Annotated in this window: 19 protein-coding genes; 11 read left to right on the top strand and 8 right to left on the bottom strand. The window is 53.9% G+C overall.

Annotated elements, in window-relative coordinates; translation table 11 throughout:
• Window positions 1-374: 374 nt before the first annotated feature.
• On the bottom strand, window positions 375-1,082 hold the full coding sequence (locus tag MFFC18_RS11780) for a HoxN/HupN/NixA family nickel/cobalt transporter (protein ID WP_075084580.1): 708 nt from the start codon (window positions 1,080-1,082) through the stop codon (window positions 375-377).
• 388 nt (window positions 1,083-1,470) lie between these two features.
• Between MFFC18_RS11780 and MFFC18_RS11775 the strand changes: the two genes are divergently transcribed.
• The 7 genes from MFFC18_RS11775 to MFFC18_RS11745 all read left to right on the top strand — a co-directional run bounded on the left by MFFC18_RS11775 (window position 1,471) and on the right by MFFC18_RS11745 (window position 12,954).
• On the top strand, window positions 1,471-1,746 hold the full coding sequence (locus MFFC18_RS11775) for a hypothetical protein (protein ID WP_148618827.1): 276 nt from the start codon (window positions 1,471-1,473) through the stop codon (window positions 1,744-1,746).
• A 162-nt stretch (window positions 1,747-1,908) separates the two neighbouring features.
• On the top strand, window positions 1,909-3,666 hold the full coding sequence (locus MFFC18_RS11770; protein ID WP_075084577.1) for a Na/Pi cotransporter family protein: 1,758 nt from the start codon (window positions 1,909-1,911) through the stop codon (window positions 3,664-3,666).
• Window positions 3,667-3,730: 64 nt separating this feature from the next.
• Window positions 3,731-4,753: a TIGR00341 family protein gene (locus MFFC18_RS11765; protein ID WP_075084576.1), complete on the top strand. Its 1,023-nt coding sequence runs from the start codon at window positions 3,731-3,733 to the stop codon at window positions 4,751-4,753.
• 233 nt (window positions 4,754-4,986) lie between these two features.
• Window positions 4,987-7,755, top strand: coding sequence for a cation-translocating P-type ATPase (locus MFFC18_RS11760; protein WP_084417121.1), 2,769 nt, complete (start codon window positions 4,987-4,989; stop codon window positions 7,753-7,755).
• A 231-nt stretch (window positions 7,756-7,986) separates the two neighbouring features.
• Window positions 7,987-10,410: a phosphoketolase family protein gene (locus MFFC18_RS11755; protein ID WP_084417126.1), complete on the top strand. Its 2,424-nt coding sequence runs from the start codon at window positions 7,987-7,989 to the stop codon at window positions 10,408-10,410.
• Window positions 10,407-11,630, top strand: a complete 1,224-nt coding sequence (locus tag MFFC18_RS11750) for an acetate/propionate family kinase (RefSeq protein ID WP_075084574.1) — start codon at window positions 10,407-10,409, stop codon at window positions 11,628-11,630. Before MFFC18_RS11755 ends, MFFC18_RS11750 begins: the two co-directional genes overlap by 4 nt.
• A 340-nt stretch (window positions 11,631-11,970) precedes the next feature.
• Window positions 11,971-12,954, top strand: a complete 984-nt coding sequence (locus MFFC18_RS11745; RefSeq protein ID WP_075084572.1) for a hypothetical protein — start codon at window positions 11,971-11,973, stop codon at window positions 12,952-12,954.
• Window positions 12,955-13,040: 86 nt separating this feature from the next.
• Here the strand turns inward: MFFC18_RS11745 and MFFC18_RS11740 are convergent, their stop codons facing one another.
• The 3 genes from MFFC18_RS11740 to MFFC18_RS11730 form a co-directional block, all read right to left on the bottom strand.
• Window positions 13,041-13,271, bottom strand: coding sequence for a hypothetical protein (locus MFFC18_RS11740; RefSeq protein ID WP_075084571.1), 231 nt, complete (start codon window positions 13,269-13,271; stop codon window positions 13,041-13,043).
• Window positions 13,272-13,473: 202 nt separating this feature from the next.
• Window positions 13,474-14,628, bottom strand: a complete 1,155-nt coding sequence (locus MFFC18_RS11735; RefSeq protein ID WP_075084570.1) for an App1 family protein — start codon at window positions 14,626-14,628, stop codon at window positions 13,474-13,476.
• 43 nt (window positions 14,629-14,671) lie between these two features.
• On the bottom strand, window positions 14,672-15,370 hold the full coding sequence (locus tag MFFC18_RS11730) for a hypothetical protein (RefSeq protein ID WP_148618826.1): 699 nt from the start codon (window positions 15,368-15,370) through the stop codon (window positions 14,672-14,674).
• A 194-nt stretch (window positions 15,371-15,564) separates the two neighbouring features.
• Here MFFC18_RS11730 and MFFC18_RS11725 point away from each other — a divergent pair, with 194 nt between their 5' ends.
• Both MFFC18_RS11725 and MFFC18_RS11720 read left to right on the top strand, forming a co-directional pair.
• Window positions 15,565-16,833, top strand: a complete 1,269-nt coding sequence (locus tag MFFC18_RS11725) for an outer membrane protein assembly factor BamB family protein (protein ID WP_075084568.1) — start codon at window positions 15,565-15,567, stop codon at window positions 16,831-16,833.
• A 108-nt stretch (window positions 16,834-16,941) separates the two neighbouring features.
• Window positions 16,942-18,267 (top strand): outer membrane protein assembly factor BamB family protein, encoded by a 1,326-nt coding sequence (locus MFFC18_RS11720; RefSeq protein ID WP_075084607.1) that lies wholly within the window; start codon window positions 16,942-16,944, stop codon window positions 18,265-18,267.
• An 88-nt stretch (window positions 18,268-18,355) separates the two neighbouring features.
• Here the strand turns inward: MFFC18_RS11720 and MFFC18_RS11715 are convergent, their stop codons facing one another.
• Entirely contained in the window at window positions 18,356-18,868 is a 513-nt protein-coding gene (locus MFFC18_RS11715; protein WP_075084567.1) for a hypothetical protein, read from the bottom strand.
• A 97-nt stretch (window positions 18,869-18,965) separates the two neighbouring features.
• On the bottom strand, window positions 18,966-19,571 hold the full coding sequence (locus MFFC18_RS11710) for a DUF1697 domain-containing protein (RefSeq protein WP_157665148.1): 606 nt from the start codon (window positions 19,569-19,571) through the stop codon (window positions 18,966-18,968).
• A 61-nt stretch (window positions 19,572-19,632) separates the two neighbouring features.
• On the opposite strand from MFFC18_RS11710, the gene ettA reads away from it, so the two are divergent.
• The gene (gene ettA, locus MFFC18_RS11705; protein WP_075084566.1) at window positions 19,633-21,306 is read left to right on the top strand and encodes an energy-dependent translational throttle protein EttA; all 1,674 of its coding nucleotides are present in this window, start codon (window positions 19,633-19,635) and stop codon (window positions 21,304-21,306) included.
• Window positions 21,306-22,220, top strand: a complete 915-nt coding sequence (locus tag MFFC18_RS11700) for a hypothetical protein (protein ID WP_075084565.1) — start codon at window positions 21,306-21,308, stop codon at window positions 22,218-22,220. The genes ettA and MFFC18_RS11700 overlap by 1 nt, the downstream gene beginning before the upstream one ends.
• A gap of 233 nt (window positions 22,221-22,453) precedes the next feature.
• On the opposite strand, the gene clpB is transcribed toward MFFC18_RS11700, so the two are convergent.
• A complete protein-coding gene (gene clpB / locus MFFC18_RS11695; RefSeq protein ID WP_075084564.1) occupies window positions 22,454-25,087 on the bottom strand; it encodes an ATP-dependent chaperone ClpB in 2,634 nt (877 codons plus the stop codon).
• Window positions 25,088-25,242: 155 nt separating this feature from the next.
• On the bottom strand, window positions 25,243-25,803 hold the full coding sequence (locus MFFC18_RS11690; protein WP_075084563.1) for a hypothetical protein: 561 nt from the start codon (window positions 25,801-25,803) through the stop codon (window positions 25,243-25,245).
• Between the last annotated feature and the right edge of the window lie 93 nt (window positions 25,804-25,896).

The following is a 25,896-nucleotide window of genomic DNA, read 5'->3' as shown; positions in this document are numbered from 1 at the left end:
GCACATACACCCCCGCCGCAACAGCATTTCGCAAAATCACGAATCTCGTCTGAATAACATGTCCCATTGTGCAATTGGTTACAGTTACCCCCTGTGCCTCTGGGGATCTGTTGCGTGAGGACGTCCACTTCGCTCCAGCTCACGCGATTCGAAGACCACCTTCTGAAGAGCGGCTTTGTAAGTTGGGTGCGGAGATTCTCAAAGCTGAGCTCGTTTCACACTACCGCATCAGAGACCGACAACTTCGGCGCCGACGTAAACATTGGAGAGCCTGGATCTTGATCGGCTCTTGCACCATGAAAAACGCGATTCGCGATTTTTATCCAACGCCACACTATGCGACGCGCACTGCGGCTCAGCCTATTCAACGCGACCTAGTACAATGCGACATGCCCCAGGTAAACCAACCTAATCAACGTGATCAAGCCAGCGCGGATATAGTTCCATGGCAATCGTGACAGCCGGGAACTTGTGTTCGTAAAACGATTCCCGAACAGCTGGACAACCATTCCAACCAGGGTTAAAGAGGTTGCAATTCCGGCCGCAAAAAGGCCGATGACGATGTAGGCAGTCACAGGCGATCCCGACGAGAGCCCAGAAAAGTAAGCCGCCATCGCCGACGGACAAGGCATCAAACCAAACGCGGCCCCAAGCAGAGCGCTCATCGAGTAGCTTGTCTTCGTAGAGTTTGACTGAGCTTCATCAGGATTGTGGCATTCATGCTTGTGTTGGCTGCATCCGCACTGAGCAGGCTTTGACCTCCAAGCCGACCAACACATCCAAAGACCAACGATCAAGACGATGCCTGCACTTACCCATCGCATGACATCGGTGACACCTTCGTCGGCATGATGGTGGTCGCCGGTTACCAGGTGATGAGTCAAATGGACGATTGCGGCAATGCCGATCAACGAAAGCGAATGCGACAGGGCACTGGAAAGCCCCATGACCAGAGGGTGGAGCAAGCTTCGCCGCTCGCCCGCCAGATACAGCAGCATCGCGGTCTTGCCATGCCCTGGCTCCAATGCGTGAAGTGCCCCCAACCCAAAGGCAAGCCCTAGAGTGATTTCGTGTGAGTGCATTGATACTGCCTGGTTTCTCGAAGCCAGAAATGAAATATGCCCAATACGAGCTTAATTCGCCGACTGTTCAACGACATTCCGTTTGGTCGAAATTCTTACCGATTGATAGACTGTCCCACTTTCTGTAGCGACGGTTATGATTGCAAAGGCTGCCGATGGAATCCCGGCAGGCGGACGTTTGGGAAACCCATCACGACTAGCATGGAACGTGGTGCTGCTGCATTGTTTCGTGGCATTGAAGCAAAATCGAACGAGTGACTCTTATGGCGAGTGGTATGCCAATTCGCTGACGCTTTTTCATTCATCCCGGGTTGCCGACACGAACGGGCTTTGAAAAAATCTGGCAGTGAGAGAACAGCTGGTTTTGTTCAAAACGGGACAGTCGACGATGCAATCACGCAATATGGAATTTAATCATGTTCGCGCGCATTTTTTGGTCATCACATCGACCCAACTGGCCTGCCTGGTGCTGTCTTCGTTGTTGCTCGATGGTGGACGCGGGTTTCGCATTTGCGTTGCTGCGGTCGCTGCGCATTGGTTGGCGATCGCCTTTGTCGCCGCACGCAGTCGCAACGACCTGACTGTTGTCGACTCTCTCCCGGTTCGTTGGGGGATTTTCCCGTTTCTCATTTGCGCGACCCTGATGGCAAACGTCGTTTGGTAGTTCTCAGTTGCCGAGGCGAATCTGGATGCCTCGAGCTTCTTCGGTGAACCTGTCCATGTTCAAATAGTTTGGAACAGCCCGTGTAGCCGGATCGTGGCAAGAGTAAAATCTGTGGTTCATCGGCGTTGATTGTCCGATTGTTCCTCGCCACAGAAAGCACAAATGTCCGAACTCGCCGATCCTTCGAATCTGCAGATTGGCGCACTCGTCACAGGACTGGGCGGCGGAATGGCGTTGTTTCTGTTCGGCATGCGACAAATGACCGAAAGCCTTAAAACGGTAGCCGGCGGCAGCATGAAAACGCTGCTGGGCAAACTAACCGCTAACCGATACACCGCTGCTTTGGCGGGGATGATCGTGACTGCGGTGATTCAGTCGTCTTCAGTGACAACCGTTTTGATCGTCGGTTTTATTTCCGCCGGTTTGCTCTCACTAAGCCAATCCATCGGGGTCATTGTTGGAGCCAACGTCGGCACGACAATCACGGCTCAGATAATTGCGTTCCAGGTTTACAAGTACGGCTTGTTGATGATTGCCGTCGGCTTCCTGACTGACATCGTCGCCAAAACAAACAAAGGTAAGCAGTGGGGCATGGCTTTGATGGGTTTGGGGCTGATCTTCTTCGGCATGGAACTGATGAGCAACGCGACCGGTCCGCTTAGAGCATGGCCTCCGTTCATCGACGCGATGCAGAACATGAAGCATCCTCTCTTGGCGATTGCGATCGGCGCCGTTTTCACGGCCATTGTGCAGAGTTCATCAGCGACGACAGGAATCGTGATCGTTCTGGCCAGTCAAGGCATGATTTCACTGGAGTCAGGAATCGGTTTGTGCTTTGGAGCAAACATCGGAACCTGTGTGACCGCGATTCTTTCGGCGATGGGGCGTTCCCGAGAGGCCATCCAAGCCGCCTGGGTCCATGTAATTTTCAATGCGGGAGGCGTTTTGCTGTGGATGTTTTTCATCTATCAGTTCGCTGACCTCGTGCGAGCAATATCGCCAGTTTCAAGCGGTCTTGATGATGCCGCAAGGGTCTCGGCCGACACTCCGCGTCAAATCGCAAACGCTCACACGCTTTTCAATGTCGGCAATGCTTTTCTGTTCATCTGGTTCACGGGACCGATGGCGAAACTGGTCAACTGGTTGGTTCCCGAACGGCCGGAAGAGATTGGAATGAAAGCGAAGTTTCTCGACGAGCAACTGCTCGAACAACCTTCACTGGCTCTCGACCAAACCCGTCGCGAGTTAGTCCGACTGGGCGTTATTGTCAGCAACATGCTGGGCAGTTCGATGGGCGTTGCTTTGCAAGGCAAAACGGAAGACATCCAGCGGATCGCAAGTTTGGATGACGACGTCGACTTGTTGTACGGGCAAATCATCACCTACCTCGCCAAACTTTCCCAGCAAAACCTGATCGATCCCCAGCCGAAAATGATCCACGAGTTTGTTGGCATTGCGAACTACCTTGAGAACATCGGCGATGTCATGGACAAAGAAATGCTGGTCAACGCGCGAAAACGAATTTCGCTAGGCTTTGGCATCAGCCCGTCGACCGTGGCAGTGCTGAATCCGATCGAACAGGAAGTCATTCAAGCTCAGGGCAAAACCATGACGGCACTGGAAACCGGCGATCGACAGTCGGCTCTGGATGCGATCGAAAGTAAAGAAAGAGTCAACCAGCTGTCCGATGTTGCCGCTGAACATTTGGCAAAACGTTTGGTGGCTGACGAGCCCAATCGACTCGCAACCTACAAATTGGAAACGGATTTGATAGAGAACCTGAAGCGAATCAATACGCTCACGCGGCGAATTGCCCGATTGGTTTTGATTGAAGAAGGATCGTCGAACGTTGGCGAAACGTTGACCGAGATCGCAGATGCAAATTCCAAGCCAGATGAGCCTTCGGAGTCAGTTGAATGAACTCTATTCCTCAATCGCAGAACGTCATCCGATGCCGCGACACAACCCTTAAGGAGTCTCAACCGTGGCCCTTCGCCTGATTGAATCGATCATCCCGGCCGCTTCGCTGTCGGCGCTGGAAGACTTGCCCGAAAACGGAAAAGTCGTTGATCGTTGGGATGAAATGCTCAACGACGAAAAGGCACTTGTTCGGATCCTTGTTGATGCTGGTGATGTCGAATCGTTAATGGACAAACTGGTGGAGCGATTTGCCAACGTCGACGGATTTCGCGTCATGTTAATCCCGGTGGAAGCAACTTTGCCGCGACCGGTCGAGCCAGAAGCGAACGAAGACGAGGTTGAAGAAGAAAAGTCTGCTGAGCGAATTAATCGCGAAGAGATTTATAACCAGGTTTCCGCAGGCGCAAACATCACCCGAGTGTTTATTGCTCAAGCGATAATCGCCACTCTCGTCGCCGCTGTGGGACTAATCCGCGGTGACACTGCGATTTTGATCGGAGCGATGGTGATCGCCCCATTGTTGGGCCCCAACATGGCGCTCTGTTTGGCAACGACGCTGGGTGATTGGAAACTGGTTGGGAAATCGTTAAAAGCAAACATTGTCGGTCTGGCGATTGCTTTTCTGTCTGCAGCGTTCATCGGAATTCTGTTCCCCGTCAGCGTCACCCAGGAGGCGATCGCGGCGCGGACACAAGTTTCCGGTGGAGACATCATCTTGGCGTTGGCGTCAGGATGTGCGGGAGTGCTGGCCTTCACCAGCGGAGCACCGTCGGCGTTGATCGGCGTCATGGTGGCGGTCGCCCTGCTTCCGCCGTTCGCTGTTTTTGGAATGCTGCTGGTGTCTGGCGACTACAAAGCGGCCTCGGGCGCGTTGATGCTTGTTTCCGCCAACGTCATTTGCGTCAACCTTGCAGGCACGCTCACGTTTCTGGCTCAGGGGCTTCGTCCTCACTCGTGGTGGGAAGCCAATCGGGCCAAACGTGCGGTTCGAATCGCAATCGCAATCTGGGCAATCTTGCTGTTCGCGCTCGCGGCGCTGATTTATCTGGAATTTGGTTATTCGTTGGAACATGCAACAACGCCTTAGATTTCTGTTTCGCCGACGTGTGATATGCCAGGGAGATCGCCCGTGCCAAAATCTTGCGCGCCAATTCGCACAGTGCGACCTCAGCAAATCTATGACGTGTTTTGCAGCAATTCGCGGGAAATCTACTCTGTCAGACGCGCAACCCCTAACCGGTCCACTTTCAAATATCGTGGCATGCCGATTGCAATAAAGTCACTGGCATCGGTTTACTCGAAATCATCAAGGACGTCGCGTTGAGTCAATTGCCACCCAATTCTGAACTGTCTGCTGCCTATGCTGCCCCAGCCCAACAGGTCGTTGATCGGCTTGGGTCGAGCGTCGAATCGGGTTTGGCGGAATCGTCGATTGAGCAGCGACGGACACAATATGGTTGGAACGAACTGGCGAAAGCACAGCCCGAACCTACATGGAAAAAACTCCTTTCCCAGTTTAAGGAACTGGTGATCTGGATTTTGATTGTGGCTGCGATCCTTGCCGGAGCGATGGGCGAGTGGGTCGATACGTTGGCAATCATGGCAATCGTGGTCGTCAATGGAATCCTCGGATTTGTACAGGAAGAACGTGCCGGGCGAGCCCTCGCGGCGCTCCGCGCGATGTCGTCACCGATGGCCAAGACTCGCCGTGGAGGAACAGTTCACAGTATTCCGGCCAAAGAGCTGGTACCGGGCGACATTATTCAACTCGACGCGGGCGACAACGTACCGGCAGACGCGAGGCTGATTGAGTCCTTCGCGGTTTCTGTGCAGGAAGCCTCGCTGACTGGTGAGTCCGTGCCGGGCAGTAAAGACGCGGAAGCGGTTCTGGCTGAAGACACGCCGTTGGGCGACCGGGAGAATTCAGTCTTTATGGGCACCGTTTTGGCGAACGGTAAAGCCACCGCTGTCGTAACGGCAACGGGAATGCAGACAGAATTGGGCAACATCGCAGGGATGTTGGGTGCGGCAGACAATGAGCCGACTCCGCTGCAACGTCGACTGGCGGAACTTGGACGTATCCTCGTGGTGGTTTGCCTGGTTTTGGTCGGCATCATTTTCGCCATCGAGTACGCGCGCGGCGGCGAACTGCTGGAGACTTTGCTGGTCGCTGTCAGCCTTGCTGTTGCGGCCGTTCCCGAAGGATTGCCAGCAGTCGTGACAATCGCTCTGGCGCTCGGGCTGCAGCGAATGGTGAAGCGAAACGCGCTCGTCCGCAAGCTTCCCAGCGTGGAAACACTTGGATCTGTGACAGTGATCTGCTCCGACAAAACCGGAACGTTGACTCGAAACGAAATGACTGTCCGAGAGCTGAACGTGGGCGAAGGCAAGTTCAAAATCAGCGGAGCCGGCTATCTGCCACGTGGCGAATTTCAACCGATTGACCGGGCTGACACGTCCGTTGATCCGCAAGATCATCCGGATTTGCAGCAGGCTCTTGCCGTTGCAGCGCATTGTAACAGTGCGAGCGTGGTGCCGGGAAAACACGGCAAGACTTGGCAAGTCATCGGCGACCCGACGGAAGGTGCTTTGATCGTGATGGCGATGAAAGGCGGATTCGATCTCGATGGTGCGTCGCGCCGAGTTGTATTCGAGATCCCGTTTGACTCCGACCGGAAAGCAATGTCGGTGATCATGAAGCAGCCTGATGACTCGAGAATCATGTACACCAAGGGTGCTCCCGAAGTCATCCTCAGCAAATGCACTCAAGAGCTTCGCAACGGTCAGATTGCAGCGCTCACGGAAACTCGCAGACAGGAGATACAACAGCAAAATTCGGACATGGCCGGCCGTGCCCTTCGCGTATTGGCGCTGGCGTTTCGACACGATCCGCAACAGGTTGGCGAACAATATCAAGAATCCGAACTGATTTACGTCGGTTCGGTTGGCATGATCGATCCGCCACGTGAGGAAGTAAAATCCGCAGTTGCCGAATGCCACGGCGCCGGAGTCCGCCCCGTGATGATCACTGGCGACCATCCGGAAACCGCACTGGCAATTGGACGGGAGTTGGCGATCGCATCTGCAGACTGTTTGGCCGTGACAGGTGCGGACCTGGATAGGATGAGCAAGGAAGAGTTGGAACAAAAAGTTGATCAGATCGCGGTATACGCTCGGGTTTCTGCGGCTCATAAATTACGTGTGGTGAACGCGTGGAAGCAACGTGGACAAGTCGTTGCCATGACCGGCGACGGCGTAAACGATGCTCCTGCGATCAAAGCGGCCGACATCGGCATCGCGATGGGGGTGACTGGCACCGACGTCACCAAAGAAGCCGCAGACATGGTTTTGACCGACGACAATTTTACTTCGATCGTAAACGCTGTCCGGGAAGGCCGCGGGATCTTTGACAACATTCAGAAGTTCGTGCACTACCTGCTTTCGTGCAACGCGGGCGAAGTCATGTTGATGTTTGCGGCCGCGATCATCGGATTTCCAGTGCCGCTGTTGGCAATTCAGATCCTCTGGATCAATCTGGTGACCGACGGCCTGCCGGCATTGGCGCTGGCCATGGAACCGCCGGAACCAGACATCATGAAACGCAAACCACGTCCGCCCAAAGAGCCCGTGATCACGGTTCAACGAGGGCTGCTGATTTTCTATCACGGCTTCCTCATCGCGGCAGCCGCATTGTTCGGATTTTGGTGGGCTTATGAGAACGACCCAGCCAACACGGACGTCGCGAGAAGCACCGCATTCGCGATCACGGCTTTTGCACAACTTGCCTACGCATTGGTCTGTCGCAGTCATCGCTATACATTGCCGGAGCTTGGTCCGTTTTCGAATCCGTGGCTGTTTGCCGCGTTTCTGGTTTCAGGATTGTTGCAGCTGGCCGTGCTGACGCTGCCGTTTGCCAGCGGAGTTTTTGACGTCGTCCCGCTCCACACAATGCCTTGGATCGTCGTCGCCATATTGTCGCTGCTGCCGGCGACCGTGATCGAATTGACGAAGATCGCGTGGCATTTGATGGGAATCAACGAGAACACGCAAACCGGGAAAGAAAAACTGATCCCAAATGGCAATCAATAGGCGAACAGAGTGTGCCCAAACGCACGCGCCATTCCCGTGCGGAATGCCGAGCCCGCGAATCGGTCGCTCAATCGCCAAGAGTAGATTCTAAAGCGCTATTTTGCTGTGCCGAATTTAACTGAAGGAATGTTTCCGGGTCTGGCACAGCGATTGCAAACGAGCAACCTGACTGGAAGGCGAAAGCCCTCGTACGAGGTTTTCGCAAACCACCATCGAAATCATGGAATGCAAATGAGCTTCAACACAACTGCGTTGACGACGACTCCAGGAACCGAGGCGACGCCACTGGACCAAGACGAACTGCGTCGCATCAACGCTTACTGGCGGGCGGCAAACTATCTTTCGGTTGGACAGATCTACCTCTTCGACAATCCACTGTTAAAAGAACCGCTCGACAGCAAACACATCAAGCCGCGATTGCTGGGCCATTGGGGCACGACCCCGGGATTGAATTTCCTGTATGCCCACCTGAATCGGGTCATTAAAAAGAATGACCTGGAAATGATTTTCATCACCGGTCCGGGGCACGGCGGACCGGCATTGGTGGCCAACACTTACCTTGAGGGCACGTATACGGAACTCTATCCCAACATCGAACAAAACCTTGCAGGAATCAAACGGCTGTTTAAACAGTTTAGCTTTCCTGGCGGGATTCCCAGCCACGTCGCTCCTGAAACTCCCGGCAGTATCCACGAAGGCGGCGAGCTGGGCTATGCGTTGTCGCACGCTTACGGAGCAGCATTCGACAACCCGAACCTGATCGTGGCTTGCGTCATTGGTGACGGCGAAGCTGAAACCGGCCCCTTGGCAACCAGCTGGCATTCGAACAAGTTCCTCAATCCAATTTCTGACGGCGTCGTCCTGCCGATCCTCCATCTCAACGGATACAAGATCGCGAACCCGACCGTGCTCGCTCGAATCGATCGTGACGAGCTGGAACAACTTTTGCGAGGCTACGGGCATACGCCGTATTTCGTCGAAGGCGAGGATCCAGAAACGATGCACCAGCAGATGGCCGAGACGATGGACTTGGTGACGGAAGAAATTCGCAGGATCAAGCAGCACGCAATTAAAAACGACGACACCACGCGGCCTCGCTGGCCGATGATCGTGTTGAAGACTCCGAAAGGGTGGACTTGCCCTCGCAACGTCGATGGACGTCAAGTCGAAGACAGCTGGCGAAGCCATCAGGTTCCGATGGGCGGAATGCACGAGAATCCGGACCACGTTGCATTACTGGAATCGTGGATGAAAAGCTATCGTCCCGAAGAGCTGTTTGACGAACAAGGCCGACTGATCGACGAGATAGCCGAGCTGGCTCCGCGTGGAAATTTTCGCATGGGAGCCAACCCTCACGCCAACGGCGGACAGCTGCTCAAGAGCCTTCACCTGCCCGATTTTCGTGACTACGCTGTCGAAGTTTCGCATCCCGGACACGTCAAAGCCGAGGCGACTCGCGTGCAAGGCAAATTTATCCGCGATGTGATGAAGCTGAACCTGGATTCAAAGAACTTTCGTGTCTTCAGTCCGGATGAGAATGCGTCGAACCGCTGGGGTGATGTGTTCGATGTGACCGATCGAGCGTTCGTCGGCGAAATCCTTCCCGGAGACGATCATCTTTCGCCCAACGGCCGCGTGATGGAAATGCTTTCAGAGCACCAGTGTCAGGGCTGGCTGGAGGGCTACTTGCTGACCGGTCGGCACGGGTTTTTCAATTGCTACGAAGCATTTATTCACATCATTGATTCGATGTTCAACCAACATGCCAAATGGCTGAAGGTTTGCGAAGACATTCCCTGGCGGCGACCGATTGCGTCGTTGAACTATTTGCTTTCGTCGCACGTTTGGCGGCAAGACCACAACGGGTTCAGCCATCAGGATCCGGGATTCATCGACCACGTGGTCAACAAGAAATCCGAAATCATTCGCGTTTACTTGCCTCCGGATGCAAACTGTCTGCTTTCTGTGACCGACCACTGCCTTCGTAGCCGGAACGATGTCAATGTCATCGTGGCGGGAAAGCAACCTTCGCAACAGTGGCTGACGATGGATCAGGCGATCAAACACTGCACCGCAGGAGCCAGTATTTGGGAATGGGCCAGCAATGATCGCGGTAGCGAACCCGATGTGGTGATGGCGTGCTGTGGAGACGTACCGACTTTGGAGACTTTGGCTGCCGTTGATATTTTGCGTCGTGAGCTCCCCGAGCTAAAAATTCGCGTCGTCAACATCGTGGACCTGATGAAACTGCAAACGCCCAGCGAGCATCCCCATGGACTTTCGGACAAAGACTTTGACTTGATGTTCACGAAGGACAAGCCAATCATTTTCGCGTTTCACGGCTACCCCTGGTTGATCCATCGACTCGCGTATCGCCGCAGCAATCATCAAAACCTTCACGTCCGCGGCTATAAAGAAGAAGGCACGACGACAACGCCGTTCGACATGGTCGTGCTCAATGACATGGATCGTTTCCATTTGGTCACCGATGTGATCGACCGTGTCCCACATCTGGGAACGCAGAACGCGTATGTCAAACAGGCGATGCGTGACAAACTAATTGAGCACAAGCAATACATTTGCGAATACGGCCAGGATATGCCCGAAATTCGCGACTGGGTTTGGTCGGGCGGAAAGCAGCAGATCAGCGAATGAGTATTCTGGTATTGAACGCGGGCTCGAGCACGCTGAAGTTCTCGCTTTTTAATGGCGACGCTGACGAAGTCCTTTGCCGCGGAATGGTGGACTGGCAAGGTCGCAAGAACGTGGCGACATTGAAGCTTGAATTGGCTTCGCCAAGCGAAGACTTGGTAGAGCATGCTGAACTGCCAAACTACGGCGATGCAGTCAGCTGGATCTGCCGTTCGCTGGATGAACATGGCTTTCGCGATCCGATCCGCGCCGTTGGGCATCGAGTCGTTCACGGAGGCACCGAGTTTGGCGAGCCTGTTGTGATCGATGAATCAGTCAACATACGCCTGCAGAAGATTTCCAAATTGGCGCCGCTGCATCACCCGCCTGTTCTGGCAACGTTTCAAGCAACCCGTCGTGAGCTGAGGGATGCGAAGCAGGTCGCCGTTTTTGACACGACTTTTTTCGCGAACTTGCCCCGGAAATCGATCGTCTATCCGGTGCCATACGACTGGTTCGAGCGATACGGCGTCCGCCGGTTCGGGTTCCATGGTATCAGCCATTCCTATTGTGCAAAGCGGGCGGAACAATTGATGGATCGAGTTGGCGATCCGAAATTTCGATTGATCGTTTGCCATTTGGGCAGTGGAGCTTCGGCGACCGCAATCGTTGGCGGGCAGCCGATCAACACGACGATGGGTTTCACACCGCTGGAAGGTTTGATGATGGGAACGCGCAGCGGTTCGATCGACCCTGGCATTCTGATTCATCTGCTGCAGGAACACGGCTACGATGCTGCGGGACTGCAGGAGAAATTGAATCGACATTCCGGGTTGCTTGGCGTTTCCGGTGTCTCATCGGATTTTCGTACGATTGAGAAAGCCGCCGCCAATCCGCAGATTAATGGCAATGGAAGAGCTGCGTTGGCGATCGAAATGTTCGCGGACCGAATTCGTTCGACGATCGGAAGTTTCTCCGTTTCCATGGGAGGCGTCGATGGGATCGTCTTTACCGCTGGCATTGGAGAAAACTCATCAACGCTTCGCGCTCAGGTTTGCAAAGGTCTGGAGTGCCTTGGCCTGGAACTGGATTCGACTCAAAACGACAACGCTGTTCCCGACTGCGACATTGCGACTCGCGATTCGCAGGCTCGCATTCTGGTCATCCGAACTCAGGAAGAACAGATGGTGGCTCAGGAAACGCTTCGCGTGTTGGACCAATCACGATCGACGATTCGCACTTAGCCAGCCCTTTCGTATTATCGTCGCTTCAAAAATATCGATCGATCGATGGCAAGTTGCAAGCTGCGAATCGATTGAGGCACGTTTGCATTTGAAACCGATTCGGCAACGGTATACGATTGAAGGACTTGAACTTTACCGAGCACAGAATCGCGATGCCAGAAACACCGACCGTTGAGCCCGACGTGAAACCAGCCACCGAGCCTCGGCCGAGTGCACCTCCCAAACCGACGCCGGCTCCCTCACCTTTCGAACCCTCGTACCCGGAAACCCGCCCGTTGCCGCAACCGAAGGGATCGCGGCCTGCGAAGACTCGCGTGTATGTGCGACCAGCCCTGATTTAATGCCGCAGCCAGATCCGCTTTCAGACCAACAACGACAAACCGTCAATAAACGGCTGTCGCTCAATCTGCTCATTCAAGGCGCGGCCACGCACGCATTCTGGTCCGCTCATCACCTCGTTGCAGACGAATTGAACGAGCTTGAGCCAGAACTGATTCCGCTGTACGAGCAAATGCTTCTGCACGGAAACCTCGGATACTGGGTAGGCGGAATCCCGCTGATCGCAGGCAGTCCAAGGCGGTTTTGGAAGCGAGTTTCCAAAGGACGATTCGATCACCCGTTCGCGAAGCATCCGTTCTTCAATCGACATGGAAGCCCGTTAGCCATTGAGACGCGCAAGGAGCTGAAAGCACGTTGCAAGGCAGTCGGACTGTCGACACGCGGATTTAGCAACGAAGTCAACGGAACGCGAACGTACATGAAGCTCATGGAGCTTGAATCTGAACACATATTCGCACTACAAATGCTGGGCAAGCGTGCTTGCCATCAGATCTATGGAATCCCAATGAAGTTGCTCAGAGCTTCAATCACATCAACACCGAAATGGGGCGAGGTGCGAACGCCGAAAACGCTTCGTGGAAAAATGCTAATGCCGCTGATGGTTGGTTGGGGCGGCGTGATGCGAGATGAAGGCCAGTTAGTCGTTCAGGGAAAGGCCGGCGTCTGGCCACTGCTGCTACATGAACTGGTCAAGGGTACCGTCGAGTTGATTTGCCTGCATGGGTTGGGAGACCTCGCGGACGAGCACTTCGATGTGGCAATGGACCATACTGAACACGTCGAGTATGAGTTCCCCATGATCCAGATTGGCAGGCTGGTATTTCAAAAGTTTCTGGCTGCCCTGCCCCGCGAAATTTCGCTCTCGGAGTGCATCATGCACGTCGCGAGGATGGAGCCACTGGATCTTGAGGAGTTCATGTTTCATATCGTCGAATCCCCGAATCGCGCGACGGACATGATCCGAACGGCCGCCGCAGCGACGTAGTAGCGGCATGACGCTGGCTTTCGACATAAAGCCGCTGCGCTTGAGGCGGTAGCGAGAACGACGGCGTTCGACTTTCTGTTACGAAACTACGATTTGGCACTGGCTTGAGCAAGACTTTTGCCAAGCTTTTTCCGCCCTGAACGTCGAGGCGCTGCAGGTAGGCTTCCGGTTGAGATCTCGTTGATCATCCCCGCAAGATGATTCTTAACTTCAGCATCGTCTGTCGGTGTTCCAATGGCTTCGACAGCATCGTTGACACCTGACAAGACTGCGTTTCGAACACTGGTTCGTATCCAATTGAAAAAGTTGAAATCCATTTCGAGTCCTTCATTACGGGATTTGTGTTTTGCTCAAATTACGAAGATGTACTGACCCCGTCCAGATCAACTTGCTCTACCCGGGAAATGCTGCCACATACGACTGATTCCTGCCGTCACAATTGCACAATTTGAACTCTGGAACGTTCTCAACGCCCCGCGTCATTGGCATTCGCAGGCCAAATCTTGCAGTTTCAAAATTTTAGCTTTCCGCCTTGATGTCGCGTTCGGTGTCGCTCTTGATCGTTGGGAGCCATCCCGATGAGACGTAGCCAAGCTGATTCAAAACTGCAGCCGCCTCGGTGCTGTCTTTGATGAGATGGAAAGGAATTTTCTGATCCCGAATTGACTCGATGGCAGTCGCAACGTTTTTATCACGGGTTGACTCGCTGGTCGGATCGACATCGCGGATGAAGATCGCCACGACCTGCTCGGGATACAGCTTCGCGAGTTCAGCATAGATTACTGAGTCCTCCTGTCCTGAATCGCCGAACAGAATGAAAGGCATTTTCGGCCACGTTGCCAGGATCGATTTCGCTTTGTCCAGCTTATGGCTGTGTCCTTCAGCCAGAAACTTGTTCTGATCAAAGCCGAGATCGCGCAATAGAACTGGACCGTCGGGAATATCATTCAGTTCAACGAAATCCTCCAGCATGTCGTGTAGATTCCAGGGAGAGCTGGAAACGTAGAACACAGGATTGTTCTGGCTGTCCGCGTCATGGTCGACTCCCGATGCAATGGCGCGATACAGTGAAGCGACCCCGGCCAAAGGTTTTCGAGATCGAGCGTTATGAAAGAAAGTTGATCGTAGCATTTCCAGCATGTTCGCCGCGCCAGTATGAATGATCGTGTCGTCGATGTCGCTGATCAGTCCAACCTGTGCAGATTCCGGCGGTGTCAACAATCGAGAAACGGTTGTTGATTCTTCGGCAGTCACCAGATTCGAATCAACAATTCGCATCGAAATCATTTGCCACGGAAGCTTCCCTCGCAAATCGGGAGTGTTGGAAGTCTCAAGGTGAAAGTAGCCTTCTTCGTCGGTCACGACTCGATGTCGCTTGCCTGCAAAGTCGATCTCCACTGTCACGCCAACCACTTCATCGCTTTCGAGCCGTTGATACATCGCAACGACATTCTCGAACCAGCCATCCTCAATCGAAGGCGTATTTCTCGGAACGTTGGTCAGCACGCGTCCATGAAACCAGACTCGATCGTCGTTCGCATAGCCAACGTAGGGCTGGATAGCTGGCACGCCCTCCCAGCCAAGCCGTTTTCGAACCCATCTCCATCTCGCGTCGATAAAATCGTCGACGTTGTCAATTACGCGATTGAGTGCACTTGAGTTAGCTGATTCCATTGGACTGGATCCTGATCGTTTTCAGTTTTCGACAATCGAAGTTTCAATTTAATTTTTTGCGTTCACGATGACGCAACTCGCGAACTTTTTCCACGCCTTCGGTCAACAGAGCAATAGCTCGCCCCTTGACCAACCACGCGACCGCAAACGACCAAACGGCAATCGACTCCATCCAGAACAGAAAGCAGTACTTGTCCAGCAAGTCCTTCGTCGCTTGCGGCAGAAGGAACAGGTAGACGCCCATAACCAACACACTGGCCAGGATGGTGATTCCACTGAGACGATAGGAGGTGCTTTTCTCTAGCAGAAAATCAGGCGCGTCGTCTTCAGGCTCGTTGAGCGGGAAATAGTAAACCGAGAAAACGGCGAGCGTCAGAAAGAATGCGCCTCCGCAGAGAGAATGCAGATAGCCGGCAATCGAAGTCTGCCTGAGTGGATCGCTTCCGGCGTCGAGCGGAAAAAATGCAACGCCGACAGCAGCGATGCAACCCAGATTCCCGGTCCAGTTCTCGAATCGGGAGCTTCCCCGATAGCAATACAAAAACAGACCGATCGCACACATCACGCCCACGAAAACGTCACGCAGCGGCGTATGATAATAGCTGCTGATATTTTCCTGAATGGGAGTTCCAAAAAGCAAGAACCCTCCGGCGGCCAACACGACAGGCAAAGCCAGACCAAGGCTTCCGACCGCACGTCGAATCCCAAGATACGACAGCACCATATGGTCTGTGTGTTTCAAATTTCGATGCAGTTCCGTCAATGATCGCCCAATAGTTGCAATAAAAAAGTTATCAACGGTTTCCAGCATACCGGAATTGGCCATTCCTGAATAACCACCCGATCTCCCTGACATGGGTGTGCACGAAAGCGCTGCAGGCGTGTCGATTTTGGTATATTGACCGCCACTGAACTTACTTTGTCGAAAGCGCCGCCATGAAACTCAAACACGACCGAATTCCTGTTTACGTCCTCGCTTGCGTGCTTTCGATTGCCGGAACGGTTTCAGCCGACGACTGGACAGGCTTTCTCGGGCCCGGTGCAGCGAGCGTCGCAGCCGATGCGGTTTTGCCCAAAGTCATTGACGATGAGTCAAACGTTTCCTGGAAAATCCCACTGCCTGCCAAAGGCGCGTCGAGCCCGATCATTGTTGGCGACAACGTGATCGTGACCTGCTCCGGTGGCCAAGGAGACAAGCAAAATGAGCTGATGGTTGTTTGCGTCGACAAAAATTCCGGCGCTAAAAAATGGGAACAGAAGTTTTGGGCAACAGGCCGTTGCTTCTGTCATCCGCTTTCCGCCAACGCGGCGCCGACGCCAGCGACCGATGGAGAAAGAATTTTCGCGTTCTATTCCTCGAACGACATTGCCTGCCTGGACCTGGACGGCAACTTGCTCTGGTATCGCGGGTTGGCTGCCGATCGCCCGAAAGCCGGCAACGACGTTGGCATGTCTTCTTCGCCGGTCGTCGTCGATGACGTCGTGGTCTGTCAGGTTGAGAACGCCGGAGATTCCTTTGCGACAGGACTCGACGCGAAAACCGGAGAAACAGTCTGGTCGCAAGACCGCGGCAAGACTGCGGTTTGGGCCACGCCATTGGTCATCAAAACTCGCGATGGAAAGAATCTGGTGCTGGTTCAGTCAGCAGACAAAATCGACGTGCTGGATCCGAAAACCGGCGAGGTCAAATTTCAACAGGAAGGCGACGTCAGCACTATTTCCAGTGCTTGTATCGTTGGCGACACGGTGATCACGCCGATGGATGGCACGACGGCGTTTCAGGTTTCGAGCGATGGTTCGATCGAACCCAAGTGGTCGCAAGGTCAGATCAAGGCCGGCAGTCCCAGCTATCAGGTGACCGAAAACTCGATCTTCACATGCAACTCGCGGGGAATTCTCAGAGTCTGGGATCGTGAGTCAGGCGACAAAAAGAAGGAAGCCCGAATCGACGGAAGCTACTGGGCGACACCAATCATCGCTGACGGTCACATGTATTGCTTCGGCGACGATGGAACGTTCCGCCTGGTAAATCTGCACATGGGCGACGATCAGAAACCCGAAGTCGTTCAACAGCACAAGTTCCTCGCTCCTGCCAAAGACGGGGCTGACACAAAAGGAGAAGTCTTTCTGGGTTCGCCAGCGATTTCGGGAAATGCAATGTTTGTACGAAGCAATAATTTTCTTTGGAAGTTCGCCGCAGAATAAAATGGCTACATCCACGAAAGCAGCAGATTCGAATTGATTCGAAACATCGAACTGACTCAAAACAATATTTGCGCACTGAAGATCAATCCACGAACGAGGAACCGTTTCATGTATCGTCGCATCATCCTACTCAGCTGCCTTGCAATTCTTGTTTCTGCATCCGCCGCGATGGCTCAACAGGATTGGCCACGCTGGATGGGATCGGACCGAACCAACACGTGGAACGAAACCGGATTGATTGAATCATTCCCGGAAGGCGGGCCAAAGATTCTTTGGCGAACTCCGATCGCGGGAGGATACTCAGGAGCAGCCATTGCTGACGGAAAAGTTTTGATCACGGATTTCGTGACGGACGCGAACGTGAAGATCGGCAATTTCGAACGACGTGAGTTCGACGGCACGGAACGCATTCTTTGCCTCAACGAGTCCGATGGCAAGGTTATTTGGAAACACGAACATGCAGTCCGATACACGATTTCCTATCCGTCTGGCCCACGCTGCACGCCGGTGATTGAGAATGATCGCGTCTGGACGCTGGGCGCTGAAGGCAATTTGTTTTGCTTCAACCTGGAGGACGGAAAGATCCTCTGGGAAAAGGATCTTCGCAAGGAATACAACACGACCGCGGCGCTGTGGGGATATGCGGGCCATCCGTTGATCGATGGCAACAACCTGATCACGCTGGCCGGCGGCGAAGGCAGTCACATCGTCGCCCTGAACAAAAACACAGGCGAGGAAGTCTGGCGTGCATTGACCGCGCCGGAACAAGGTTATTCTCCGCCAACCATCATTAGCGCGGCTGGTGTGCGGCAGCTGATCACCTGTCGGCCGGACGCCATCACTTCGCTCAATCCGGAAGACGGAAAAGAGTACTGGAGCGTTCCATACGAAGCGACCAGCAACTCGATCATCATGACGCCGCTGCACTTCGGAGATTACCTGTACATCGGCGGCTATTCGAAGAAAAGCCTGTTGATCAAGCTTAACTCCATGGAGCCCACCGCGACCGAATTTTGGCGCAACAAGGGCAGAGCAGCCATTTCGGCGATCAACGTTCAGCCCTATCTCGATGTCGAGAATCAGATCGCTTACGGGATGGACCAAACCGGCGACATGCGTGCCTTGAAACTTCCCGAAGGAGAACTGCTCTGGGCGACTTCCGAACCATCGTCGAAACGCCGTACCGGAAACGGGACTGTCTTCATCGTTCGCGAGGGAAAGACAGATCGATTTTGGTTGTTCAACGACTACGGTTTCTTGATCATCGCGGAGATCACCAAAGACGGTTACAAGGAAATTGATCGGACGAAGGTGATCGAGCCGTCCAACAATGCGTTTGGCCGGCAAGTCGTCTGGAGCATGCCGGCGTTCGCGAACAAGCGTGCTTACATTCGCAACGACAACGAAATCATTTGCGTTGATCTGGCGAAGTAGCTCTTGTCGTTCCGTTGCTTCGAATATTGGCGTGGACCGGAACGAGCGTCACGGATAATTCCGCGTGACGGCACCGCGCGGACGACCACTATTTGTCGCTGGAAGCTTTTTCTTTTGCAGCGTCGGTTGGCTTTTTGTCGAACAGCGGAGTGCCCTTGTCAACTTGCGGTTTCGGTTTCGCCGCCGCAGCAGCTTTGCCAAGGTCCACGCCCAAACCAGAGAGCAACGCTCCGATTTCTTTGTCGCGTCGTGAGTCAAGCGTTTCGATGGCCAGTTCGTTTTCGACGACGTCACGCTTGGCGTTTTCCAGCTCAGTCTTCAATGCCGCGATCTTTTTCGTCATCTGCTCGATCTTCTTTCGGGCGACAACCAGATTGGAACTGAGCGACACGCGTTCTTTTTCGAACGACTTGAGAATTCCGTCAACGCTCGACACGGCGGTTCGTTTCGGCTTGGCGGCGGTTTTGCGAGTTGCCTTTTGGCCAGACGTTTTGGCGCTTCGATTGGCTTTCGGTTTCGCGCTGCGCTTCGCGGCCGGTTTGGTTTTCACTTTCGTTTTTGAAACAGGTTTCGTCGCGGTCGCAGTTTTCTTCTTCGCCATAGGATTGCCAAAGGCCTTTCGATCATGTTGTCGTTCTTCGTGGTGACTCAATTGTGACCGAAGCACCGGAAATCGCAAGCAAAGGATTCCGCGAGAACTACATTTCGACGAGCTTGCAGATCGTTTTCCAGTTCCGGGCCGTCGCGGCAACCCCAAGCTTTTTCTCAAAAAGCACGTTGTTCAGTTTGGTGTTGCGAAAGCCATTGTGAACCCGGAAGTAAACGACATCTCTCAGGATTTGGTATTCGTCAGAAAACTCCTGTTCCGCCAGCGACTTCACCTTCGCCGCAGTGGGCTTCTTTGCCAGTATCACGGCTCCCAGTTCTGCGACGTCGAATTTCGGTTTGCCAGATTTGCAGTACGGACTCTCAGCAATCAAATCTTCAAAGAAAGATTGGGGGCGAACCATGACCGGAACGTCACAGCCAAACGAATCCTTGATGCAGCTTCGAATCAGCGACTCAAGACTCGAGCGACTTTTGCGAGATCCAAAACAGACACTTCCGCTCTGGATGTAGGTTCGGACATCATCAAGACCCGCGTCAGAAAGAACGTCGCGCAGATCCGCCATTTTCACCTTGTTCTTGCCACCGACATTGATGCCGCGGAGTAGTGCGATCTGTTGCGTCATTCTATTTCGCGTCGAGGAGACGTTTCGATTGTCCAGCGGAAGGCGATTAACAGTTGCAAAAACTGTCTTCATTTGCGATCCTTTGGGGTTCAAACATAACCGAAATTCGGCCCTCCCGGCTCCACAAAAAATCATGAGCAAGCAATACATCTTTCAAATGGTCAACATGACCAAAAAGTTCAGCGGCAAGCCGATCCTTGAGGATATCTGGCTGTCGTTTTATCCCGGCGCAAAAATCGGCGTGCTCGGCCGAAACGGTTCCGGTAAAAGTACGCTGCTGAAGATCATGGCAGGCATCGACAAGGAGTTCGACGGTGAAGCCCGACTGACTGACGGATTCACCGTTGGCTATCTCTCGCAGGAACCGCCGCTAAATCCGGAAAAGAACGTCTGGGAAAACGTGCTTGAGGCCGTTGCTCCGCGGCGGGCGTTGCTCGATCGATACAACGAGTTGGCAGCCAAGTGCAGTGAGCCACTCGACGACGACGCGATGCAGAAAGTCTACGACGAGATGGCTCGCGTCCAGGACAAAATCGATGCCTCCAACACATGGAATCTGGACCATGAAATCGAGGTCGCGTTCGAAGTCATGAATCTTCCGCCGAAGGAAGCCAGCGTCGAAACGCTTTCCGGTGGTGAGAAACGTCGCGTCGCGATTTGCAAACTGCTGCTGGAAAAGCCGGACTTGCTGCTGCTCGACGAACCTACCAACCACCTTGATGCCGATTCGGTGCAATGGCTTGAGCGAACTCTGAAAGACTATCACGGCACGATCGTTGCCATCACGCACGACCGTTACTTCCTGGACAACGTCGCTGGTTGGATTCTGGAACTTGACCGTGGACAGGGACATCCGTTCGAAGGCAACTACACTTCGTGGCTGGAACAAAAAGAAGCTCGACTGAAAGTTGAAGAAAAGCAAAACGAGAATCGCAAGAAGACTCTGGCGAAGGAACTCGAATGGATTCGCATGGCTCCCAAAGCCCGTCAGTCGAAGAGCAAAGCCAGAATCGGCGCTTACGAAAAAATGCTGGCCGAACAGCAGCGTGACGGCATTGAGGATCTTGAGATTCAAATCCCGACGGGCCCGCATTTGGGTGACGTTGTCATCGAAGCCAAAAACGTCAAGAAAGGCTTCGACGACAAAATCCTGATGGAGGACCTGACTTTTCGGCTGCCGCCAGGCGGCATCGTCGGCGTCATTGGACCCAACGGTTCGGGCAAGACGACTCTGTTCCGCATGATCACGGGCCAGGACAAACCGGATTCGGGCGAATTCAAAGTCGGCGACACGGTTGAATTGGGCTATGTCGATCAGTCGCGTGATTCGCTGGATGACGACGCCTCGGTCTATCAGGTGATCTCGGAGGGCAATGACATTCTGGAGCTGGGCAAACGCAAGATCAACGCCCGTGCTTATGTGAACACTTTCAATTTCCGCGGCCCGGATCAGGAAAAGAAAGTTGGTGTTCTGTCTGGTGGTGAGCGTAATCGCGTCCATCTGGCGAAACTGCTTCGCAAAGGCTCGAACGTTTTGCTGTTGGACGAACCGACGAACGACCTGGACATCGACACGTTGCGGGCTCTCGAAGAAGCCATCATGAATTACGCTGGCTGCGTCGTCGTGACGAGCCACGATCGTTGGTTTCTGGATCGTTTGGCAACGCACATCCTGGCCTTCGAAGGCGATGGCTACGTTCATTGGTGCGAAGGCAACTACCAGACGTACGAGCAACAACGCCGCGAGCGATTGGGCATCGGCGAAGATGAGGCTCCACGTTTCAAGTATAAGAAACTGATCTCCTGATGAATCGCCGTCCTGTTGTTGTTCCGCTATTCGCGATCGCCGTGCTGCTTTTGGTTGCTGTGCAAGGCGAACTTGCGGCACAGCAGGACTTCAAGCAAAGGCAGCTTTCCGTAATCGACGGGCGGCTTGCCAGAACTTCTGACCCGGCTGAATCGGCAGAATTAAATGCACAGAAGTCATGGCTATCGTCGTGGCAGCCGGGAAAGATGCCTTCGAAGGCGATTGCCAACGAAAATCTACCGGCCCGACGCACGGAGCCAGCTCTGCAGTCCGCGAACCTGGCCAGACTGAAGCAACGGGTTGCGTCACCGCCGCTCGACGAAGATCTTCATCTCATCAGCCAGTTCGCGCAGGAACACCCGGATGACGCGGCCATATTGCAATACTATTTGCACACGCTGGACAACGCTCCTGCCTCCCGGAAGAAACATCTGGACGATATTGAAAACCTGTCAGTTGCGTTGATCGAACTGCTACAGGAAACAAGCGACACACAAACCAGGGAATCGAAAACCGAACGAATCCTTGCCCGGCAATTCACTCGCTATCGTCGCGCGCGGGCGTTGGCGTACCGTGAATTGCCCGACGTCGTGGAGGCGCGGCCAATCGAAGACCAACAGAAACTGAACAAGCTAATTCGTCAGGCTCACGAGGACCTTGTCGAAGACGCAGGCTCGGGGCGAACGGAATTTGTGCTGCTGGAGATTCGCATGTTGAGGCGATCAGGCCAGCACGGGCTCGCCCTGCAAATGCTTGAAAAATTCGGTGCTTCGATCCTTCCGAAATGGTATCTAAAGAAACGCCGAGACTTGTTGGGTGAACTTGATTGGGAACCGGCTCACTTGGAAGCTGCCGAGATCTATGCGGCAGAGTTTCCTGAAGAAGTTGCCAAAGAGGCAGCGAGTAACGAATAGGCACTGTTTGAAAAATTGATTTTCATGTCGTCAACGCGGCCAAACGTGAGCGGCAAGGCGCTAGCCGTCGATAAAAAGCGCAACGGACCGGCGGCTAGCGCCTTGCCGCTCACGTTTACCAAACAGTGCCTGGCCCAAACCGCGTTCGAGACAGGCACGAAGCTCAACCGAGTCGCACATCGTCAACTCGGCCAAGTTCATTTCGCGCCTGTATTCTCGAACGCCAACTTCCCTTACAGTTCGAACTCGAACGCGTCGTTGGCGAATCGAATCGTGATCTGCCCACCTTCGCCGCCGGATTTCAAAATCTCCGTCGCGATTGGGTTCGCCAACCGTTGCAGGATCACTCGCTTCAACGGACGAGCACCGTAAACCGGGTCATAGCCTTCGTTGGCGATCGCATCGAGTGCCGAATCTTCAACGGTCAGACTCCAGTTCTGTTCCGCCAGTCGCGATTGCAACTGCTCTACCTGAATCTCAACGATTCGACGGATCTCTTCGCGAGTCAGCGGGTGGAACACAATCTTTTCATCGATTCGGTTCAGCAACTCCGGTGCAAATCGTCCTTGCAAGGCCTGCAGAACAGCCGCGTCAATCTCATCTTGATCACCACCCTCTTCCGTGATCTTCTGGATCAACTGCGAACCCACGTTGCTGGTCATCACAATCATCGTGTTGGTAAAGTCGACTGTGTTGCCGTGGTTGTCTGTCAAACGACCGTCGTCGAGAACCTGCAGCAGAATATTGTAGACGTCGTCGTGAGCTTTCTCGATTTCGTCCAACAAAATCACGCTGTAAGGACGCCTGCGAACAGCTTCGGTCAGCTTTCCGCCTTCGTCGTAGCCCACGTATCCCGGAGGGGCACCGATCAGACGACTGACGCTATGACGTTCCATGAACTCGCTCATGTCGATCCGCACCATCGCGTTTTCGTCGTTGAACATGACCTGAGCAAGTGCCTTACACAGCTCCGTTTTCCCGACACCGGTTGGGCCCAGGAACATGAACGAACCGATCGGACGGTTTGGATCCTGCAAACCACTGCGACTGCGACGAACCGCGTTGCTGACAGCCTCGACTGCCGCGGATTGGCCAACGACTCGCAACTGCAAACGCTCCTCCATCACCAACAGCTTGGCTTTTTCCGTTTCCATCATCCGATTCAGCGGAACGCCCGTCCACGCGGAAACGATCTCTGCAATTTCTTCTTCGTTGACTTCTTCGGACAACAAACGCTTCTCGCCAGACTGCGATTCTTCCGCTGCCGAATCCGCTGATTCAGCTGCAGCGATCTGTGATTCGAGCTTCTTGCGTTTCGTATCGAGCTCGTACAACGAGTGGAAATCCTCTTCGCTTGGCGGAAGTCCGGAAGCCTGTTTCGACTTGATCTGCCCGTCGAGCCGTTCGAAGTTCTGAATCGTATCTGCCAATTCCTGCCGCACATTTTGCACGTCCGTCATGCCGAGCTTTTCACGCTCCCACTGCTCGCGCAAGTCAGCCAACTGACGACGCTTTTCGTCCATCTCGGCTTTGACTTCTTCCAGGCGTTTCTGCACGTCCGCATTTTCTTCGGCAGTCAACTGACGAACGGCCAGTTCGAGCTGAGTCAACCGGCGTTGCACGACGTCGATTTCCTGAGGAACGCTGTCGAGCTCGATCGCCAATCGCGAAGCCGCTTCGTCGACCAGGTCGATGGCTTTGTCAGGTAGAAATCGATCGGTGATGTAGCGATTCGAAAGCTGAGCCGCCGCGACGAGGGCGGAGTCCGTGATGCGAACGCCGTGATGCGTTTCGTAGCGCTGTTTCAATCCACGCAGAATTGAAACGGTGTCTTCGACCGTTGGTTCGCCAACGTAAACCGGTTGGAAACGTCGTTCCAGCGCCGCATCTTTTTCGATGTACTTGCGGTATTCATCCAGCGTCGTCGCTCCGACACAATGCAGTTCCCCGCGGGCAAGTGCGGGCTTGAGCAAGTTCGCTGCGTCGCTGCCACCTTCGGCCGCACCGGCACCAACGACCGTGTGAAGTTCGTCGATGAACAGAATGATTTTCCCGGCTGCATCCGAGACTTCCTTCAGCACCGACTTCAATCGATCTTCAAACTCGCCGCGAAATTTAGCACCCGCGATCAGGGCTCCCATATCAAGAGCCACTACTTTCTTGTCTCGTAAGCTCTGCGGAACATCGTTCTGCACGATTCGCATCGCCAACCCTTCCGCAATCGCAGTTTTTCCGACACCAGGTTGCCCGATCAGAACCGGGTTGTTTTTGCTGCGGCGCGACAGAACCTGAATCACGCGGCGGATTTCTTCGTCACGGCCAATGACTGGATCGAGTTTCCCATTCTGAGCCATCGCAACCAGGTCGATGGTGTATTTTTCCAGCACCTGATACTTTCCTTCGGGATCCGCATCGGTGACTTTCGCGTTGCCGCGTACTTTCGAGATCGCGTCGCGAAGAGATTTCTCATCGATCGCGTTCAGTTCAAGAATTCGCTTGGCTTTGCAATCCGTCGTCGCACAACCGAGCAGCAAATGCTCCGTGGAGACGAATTCGTCGCTCATCGAGGCCATGATCTCGGATGACTTTTCGAGCACCGTTTGCAACTCGCGGCTGGCACCCGGAGTCGCTTGATTGTTCGAAGACGGCAACCGCTTCAGTTCAGAGTCGACGATCGTCTGCAGCTGATCAACCGGCGAACCCATCGATTCCAGCAACGGTTTTACGACACCGTTCTGTTCGTTCAGCAAACCGTTAAGCAGGTGCAGCGACGAAATTTCAACGTGGCCCTTGGCCGACGCAACCATCTGCGCCGAAGAAACGGCTTCGCGAGCTTTCGTTGTAAGTTTATCGAATTGGAATGACATAAGTTCTCTCCATAGGGCCAATACATTTTTGGCAGGCGGAATCGCCAGGGAGAGTAATTGCAAGGGGCGTGCCAAAATCGCGAACGTCGCCAGGCACGCGATTTACGGCCGCAAAACGCCGTCAGCTGTGCGAACTGACACGCCGGACGCACAGGCTATTGGGGATAGATCCAGAGAGCCGCGAAGATCAGGCCCAACACGACGCCGTATACGATTCCGTCCAAAATTTCAGTCCAAATTCGCTTTTTGAACCAGACCCGATGCAGCACGTTGCTGGTCGCGTAAGTCAAAATTGCGATCGTTCCTGAAATGCGAAACACGCGCATGAAGTCCAGTCCTTCGGATGCGGGCGGGCAGGCGACGTGCGTGATGTATCCGATCGTGGTGACCGTGACCAGAAAGTACAGAATCGTCTTGGCCATATTGACGGGCATGTTGGGCATTTCATAAACGTCCAACAAGCCGCGCGGCCCGGCTGTATATTTTTCGACGTTCTCTTTAGCGTGCTGTTCGCTGGCACTGTTGGCACAGGGATATATATAGTTGCCCGGCGGGATGTTTTGCGATCGCAGGAAGTCCATGAAGGCGTCTTCGTTCGGGATCTTTCCGTGGTCGCCAAAGTGATGCGGCAGCACGGCCCAAAACAGGAAGCTGAGAAAGAACAGGACGATGGTGCCAGCCAAAATGGGCAGCCAAAGATCGACTAGAAATTCCATGAGATGAGCCAGTTAGAAAATGGTGCGGAAGAAGTTGCAACCATTGTATCAAACTGGCTCACATGGAGTCCTTGGCTATCGCAGGCAAGAGGT

The organism is Mariniblastus fucicola, from assembly GCF_008087665.1.
Lineage (GTDB): Bacteria > Planctomycetota > Planctomycetia > Pirellulales > Pirellulaceae > Mariniblastus > Mariniblastus fucicola.
The sequence above is the reverse complement of the archived record's forward strand: the minus strand, read 5'-3'. Positions and strand labels throughout refer to the sequence as shown.

Excerpts from the sequence above, each read along its gene's own strand:
- MFFC18_RS11780 (WP_075084580.1), bottom strand. The coding sequence starts at position 1,082 with ATGCACTCACACGAAATCACTCTAGGGCTTGCCTTTGGGTTGGGGGCA.
- MFFC18_RS11775 (WP_148618827.1), top strand. The coding sequence starts at position 1,471 with ATGCAATCACGCAATATGGAATTTAATCATGTTCGCGCGCATTTTTTG.
- MFFC18_RS11770 (WP_075084577.1), top strand. The coding sequence starts at position 1,909 with ATGTCCGAACTCGCCGATCCTTCGAATCTGCAGATTGGCGCACTCGTC.
- MFFC18_RS11755 (WP_084417126.1), top strand. The coding sequence starts at position 7,987 with ATGAGCTTCAACACAACTGCGTTGACGACGACTCCAGGAACCGAGGCG.
- MFFC18_RS11750 (WP_075084574.1), top strand. The coding sequence starts at position 10,407 with ATGAGTATTCTGGTATTGAACGCGGGCTCGAGCACGCTGAAGTTCTCG.
- MFFC18_RS11745 (WP_075084572.1), top strand. The coding sequence starts at position 11,971 with ATGCCGCAGCCAGATCCGCTTTCAGACCAACAACGACAAACCGTCAAT.
- MFFC18_RS11740 (WP_075084571.1), bottom strand. The coding sequence starts at position 13,271 with ATGGATTTCAACTTTTTCAATTGGATACGAACCAGTGTTCGAAACGCA.
- MFFC18_RS11735 (WP_075084570.1), bottom strand. The coding sequence starts at position 14,628 with ATGGAATCAGCTAACTCAAGTGCACTCAATCGCGTAATTGACAACGTC.
- MFFC18_RS11725 (WP_075084568.1), top strand. The coding sequence starts at position 15,565 with ATGAAACTCAAACACGACCGAATTCCTGTTTACGTCCTCGCTTGCGTG.
- MFFC18_RS11720 (WP_075084607.1), top strand. The coding sequence starts at position 16,942 with ATGTATCGTCGCATCATCCTACTCAGCTGCCTTGCAATTCTTGTTTCT.
- MFFC18_RS11715 (WP_075084567.1), bottom strand. The coding sequence starts at position 18,868 with ATGGCGAAGAAGAAAACTGCGACCGCGACGAAACCTGTTTCAAAAACG.
- MFFC18_RS11710 (WP_157665148.1), bottom strand. The coding sequence starts at position 19,571 with ATGAAGACAGTTTTTGCAACTGTTAATCGCCTTCCGCTGGACAATCGA.
- ettA (WP_075084566.1), top strand. The coding sequence starts at position 19,633 with ATGAGCAAGCAATACATCTTTCAAATGGTCAACATGACCAAAAAGTTC.
- MFFC18_RS11700 (WP_075084565.1), top strand. The coding sequence starts at position 21,306 with ATGAATCGCCGTCCTGTTGTTGTTCCGCTATTCGCGATCGCCGTGCTG.
- clpB (WP_075084564.1), bottom strand. The coding sequence starts at position 25,087 with ATGTCATTCCAATTCGATAAACTTACAACGAAAGCTCGCGAAGCCGTT.
- MFFC18_RS11690 (WP_075084563.1), bottom strand. The coding sequence starts at position 25,803 with ATGGAATTTCTAGTCGATCTTTGGCTGCCCATTTTGGCTGGCACCATC.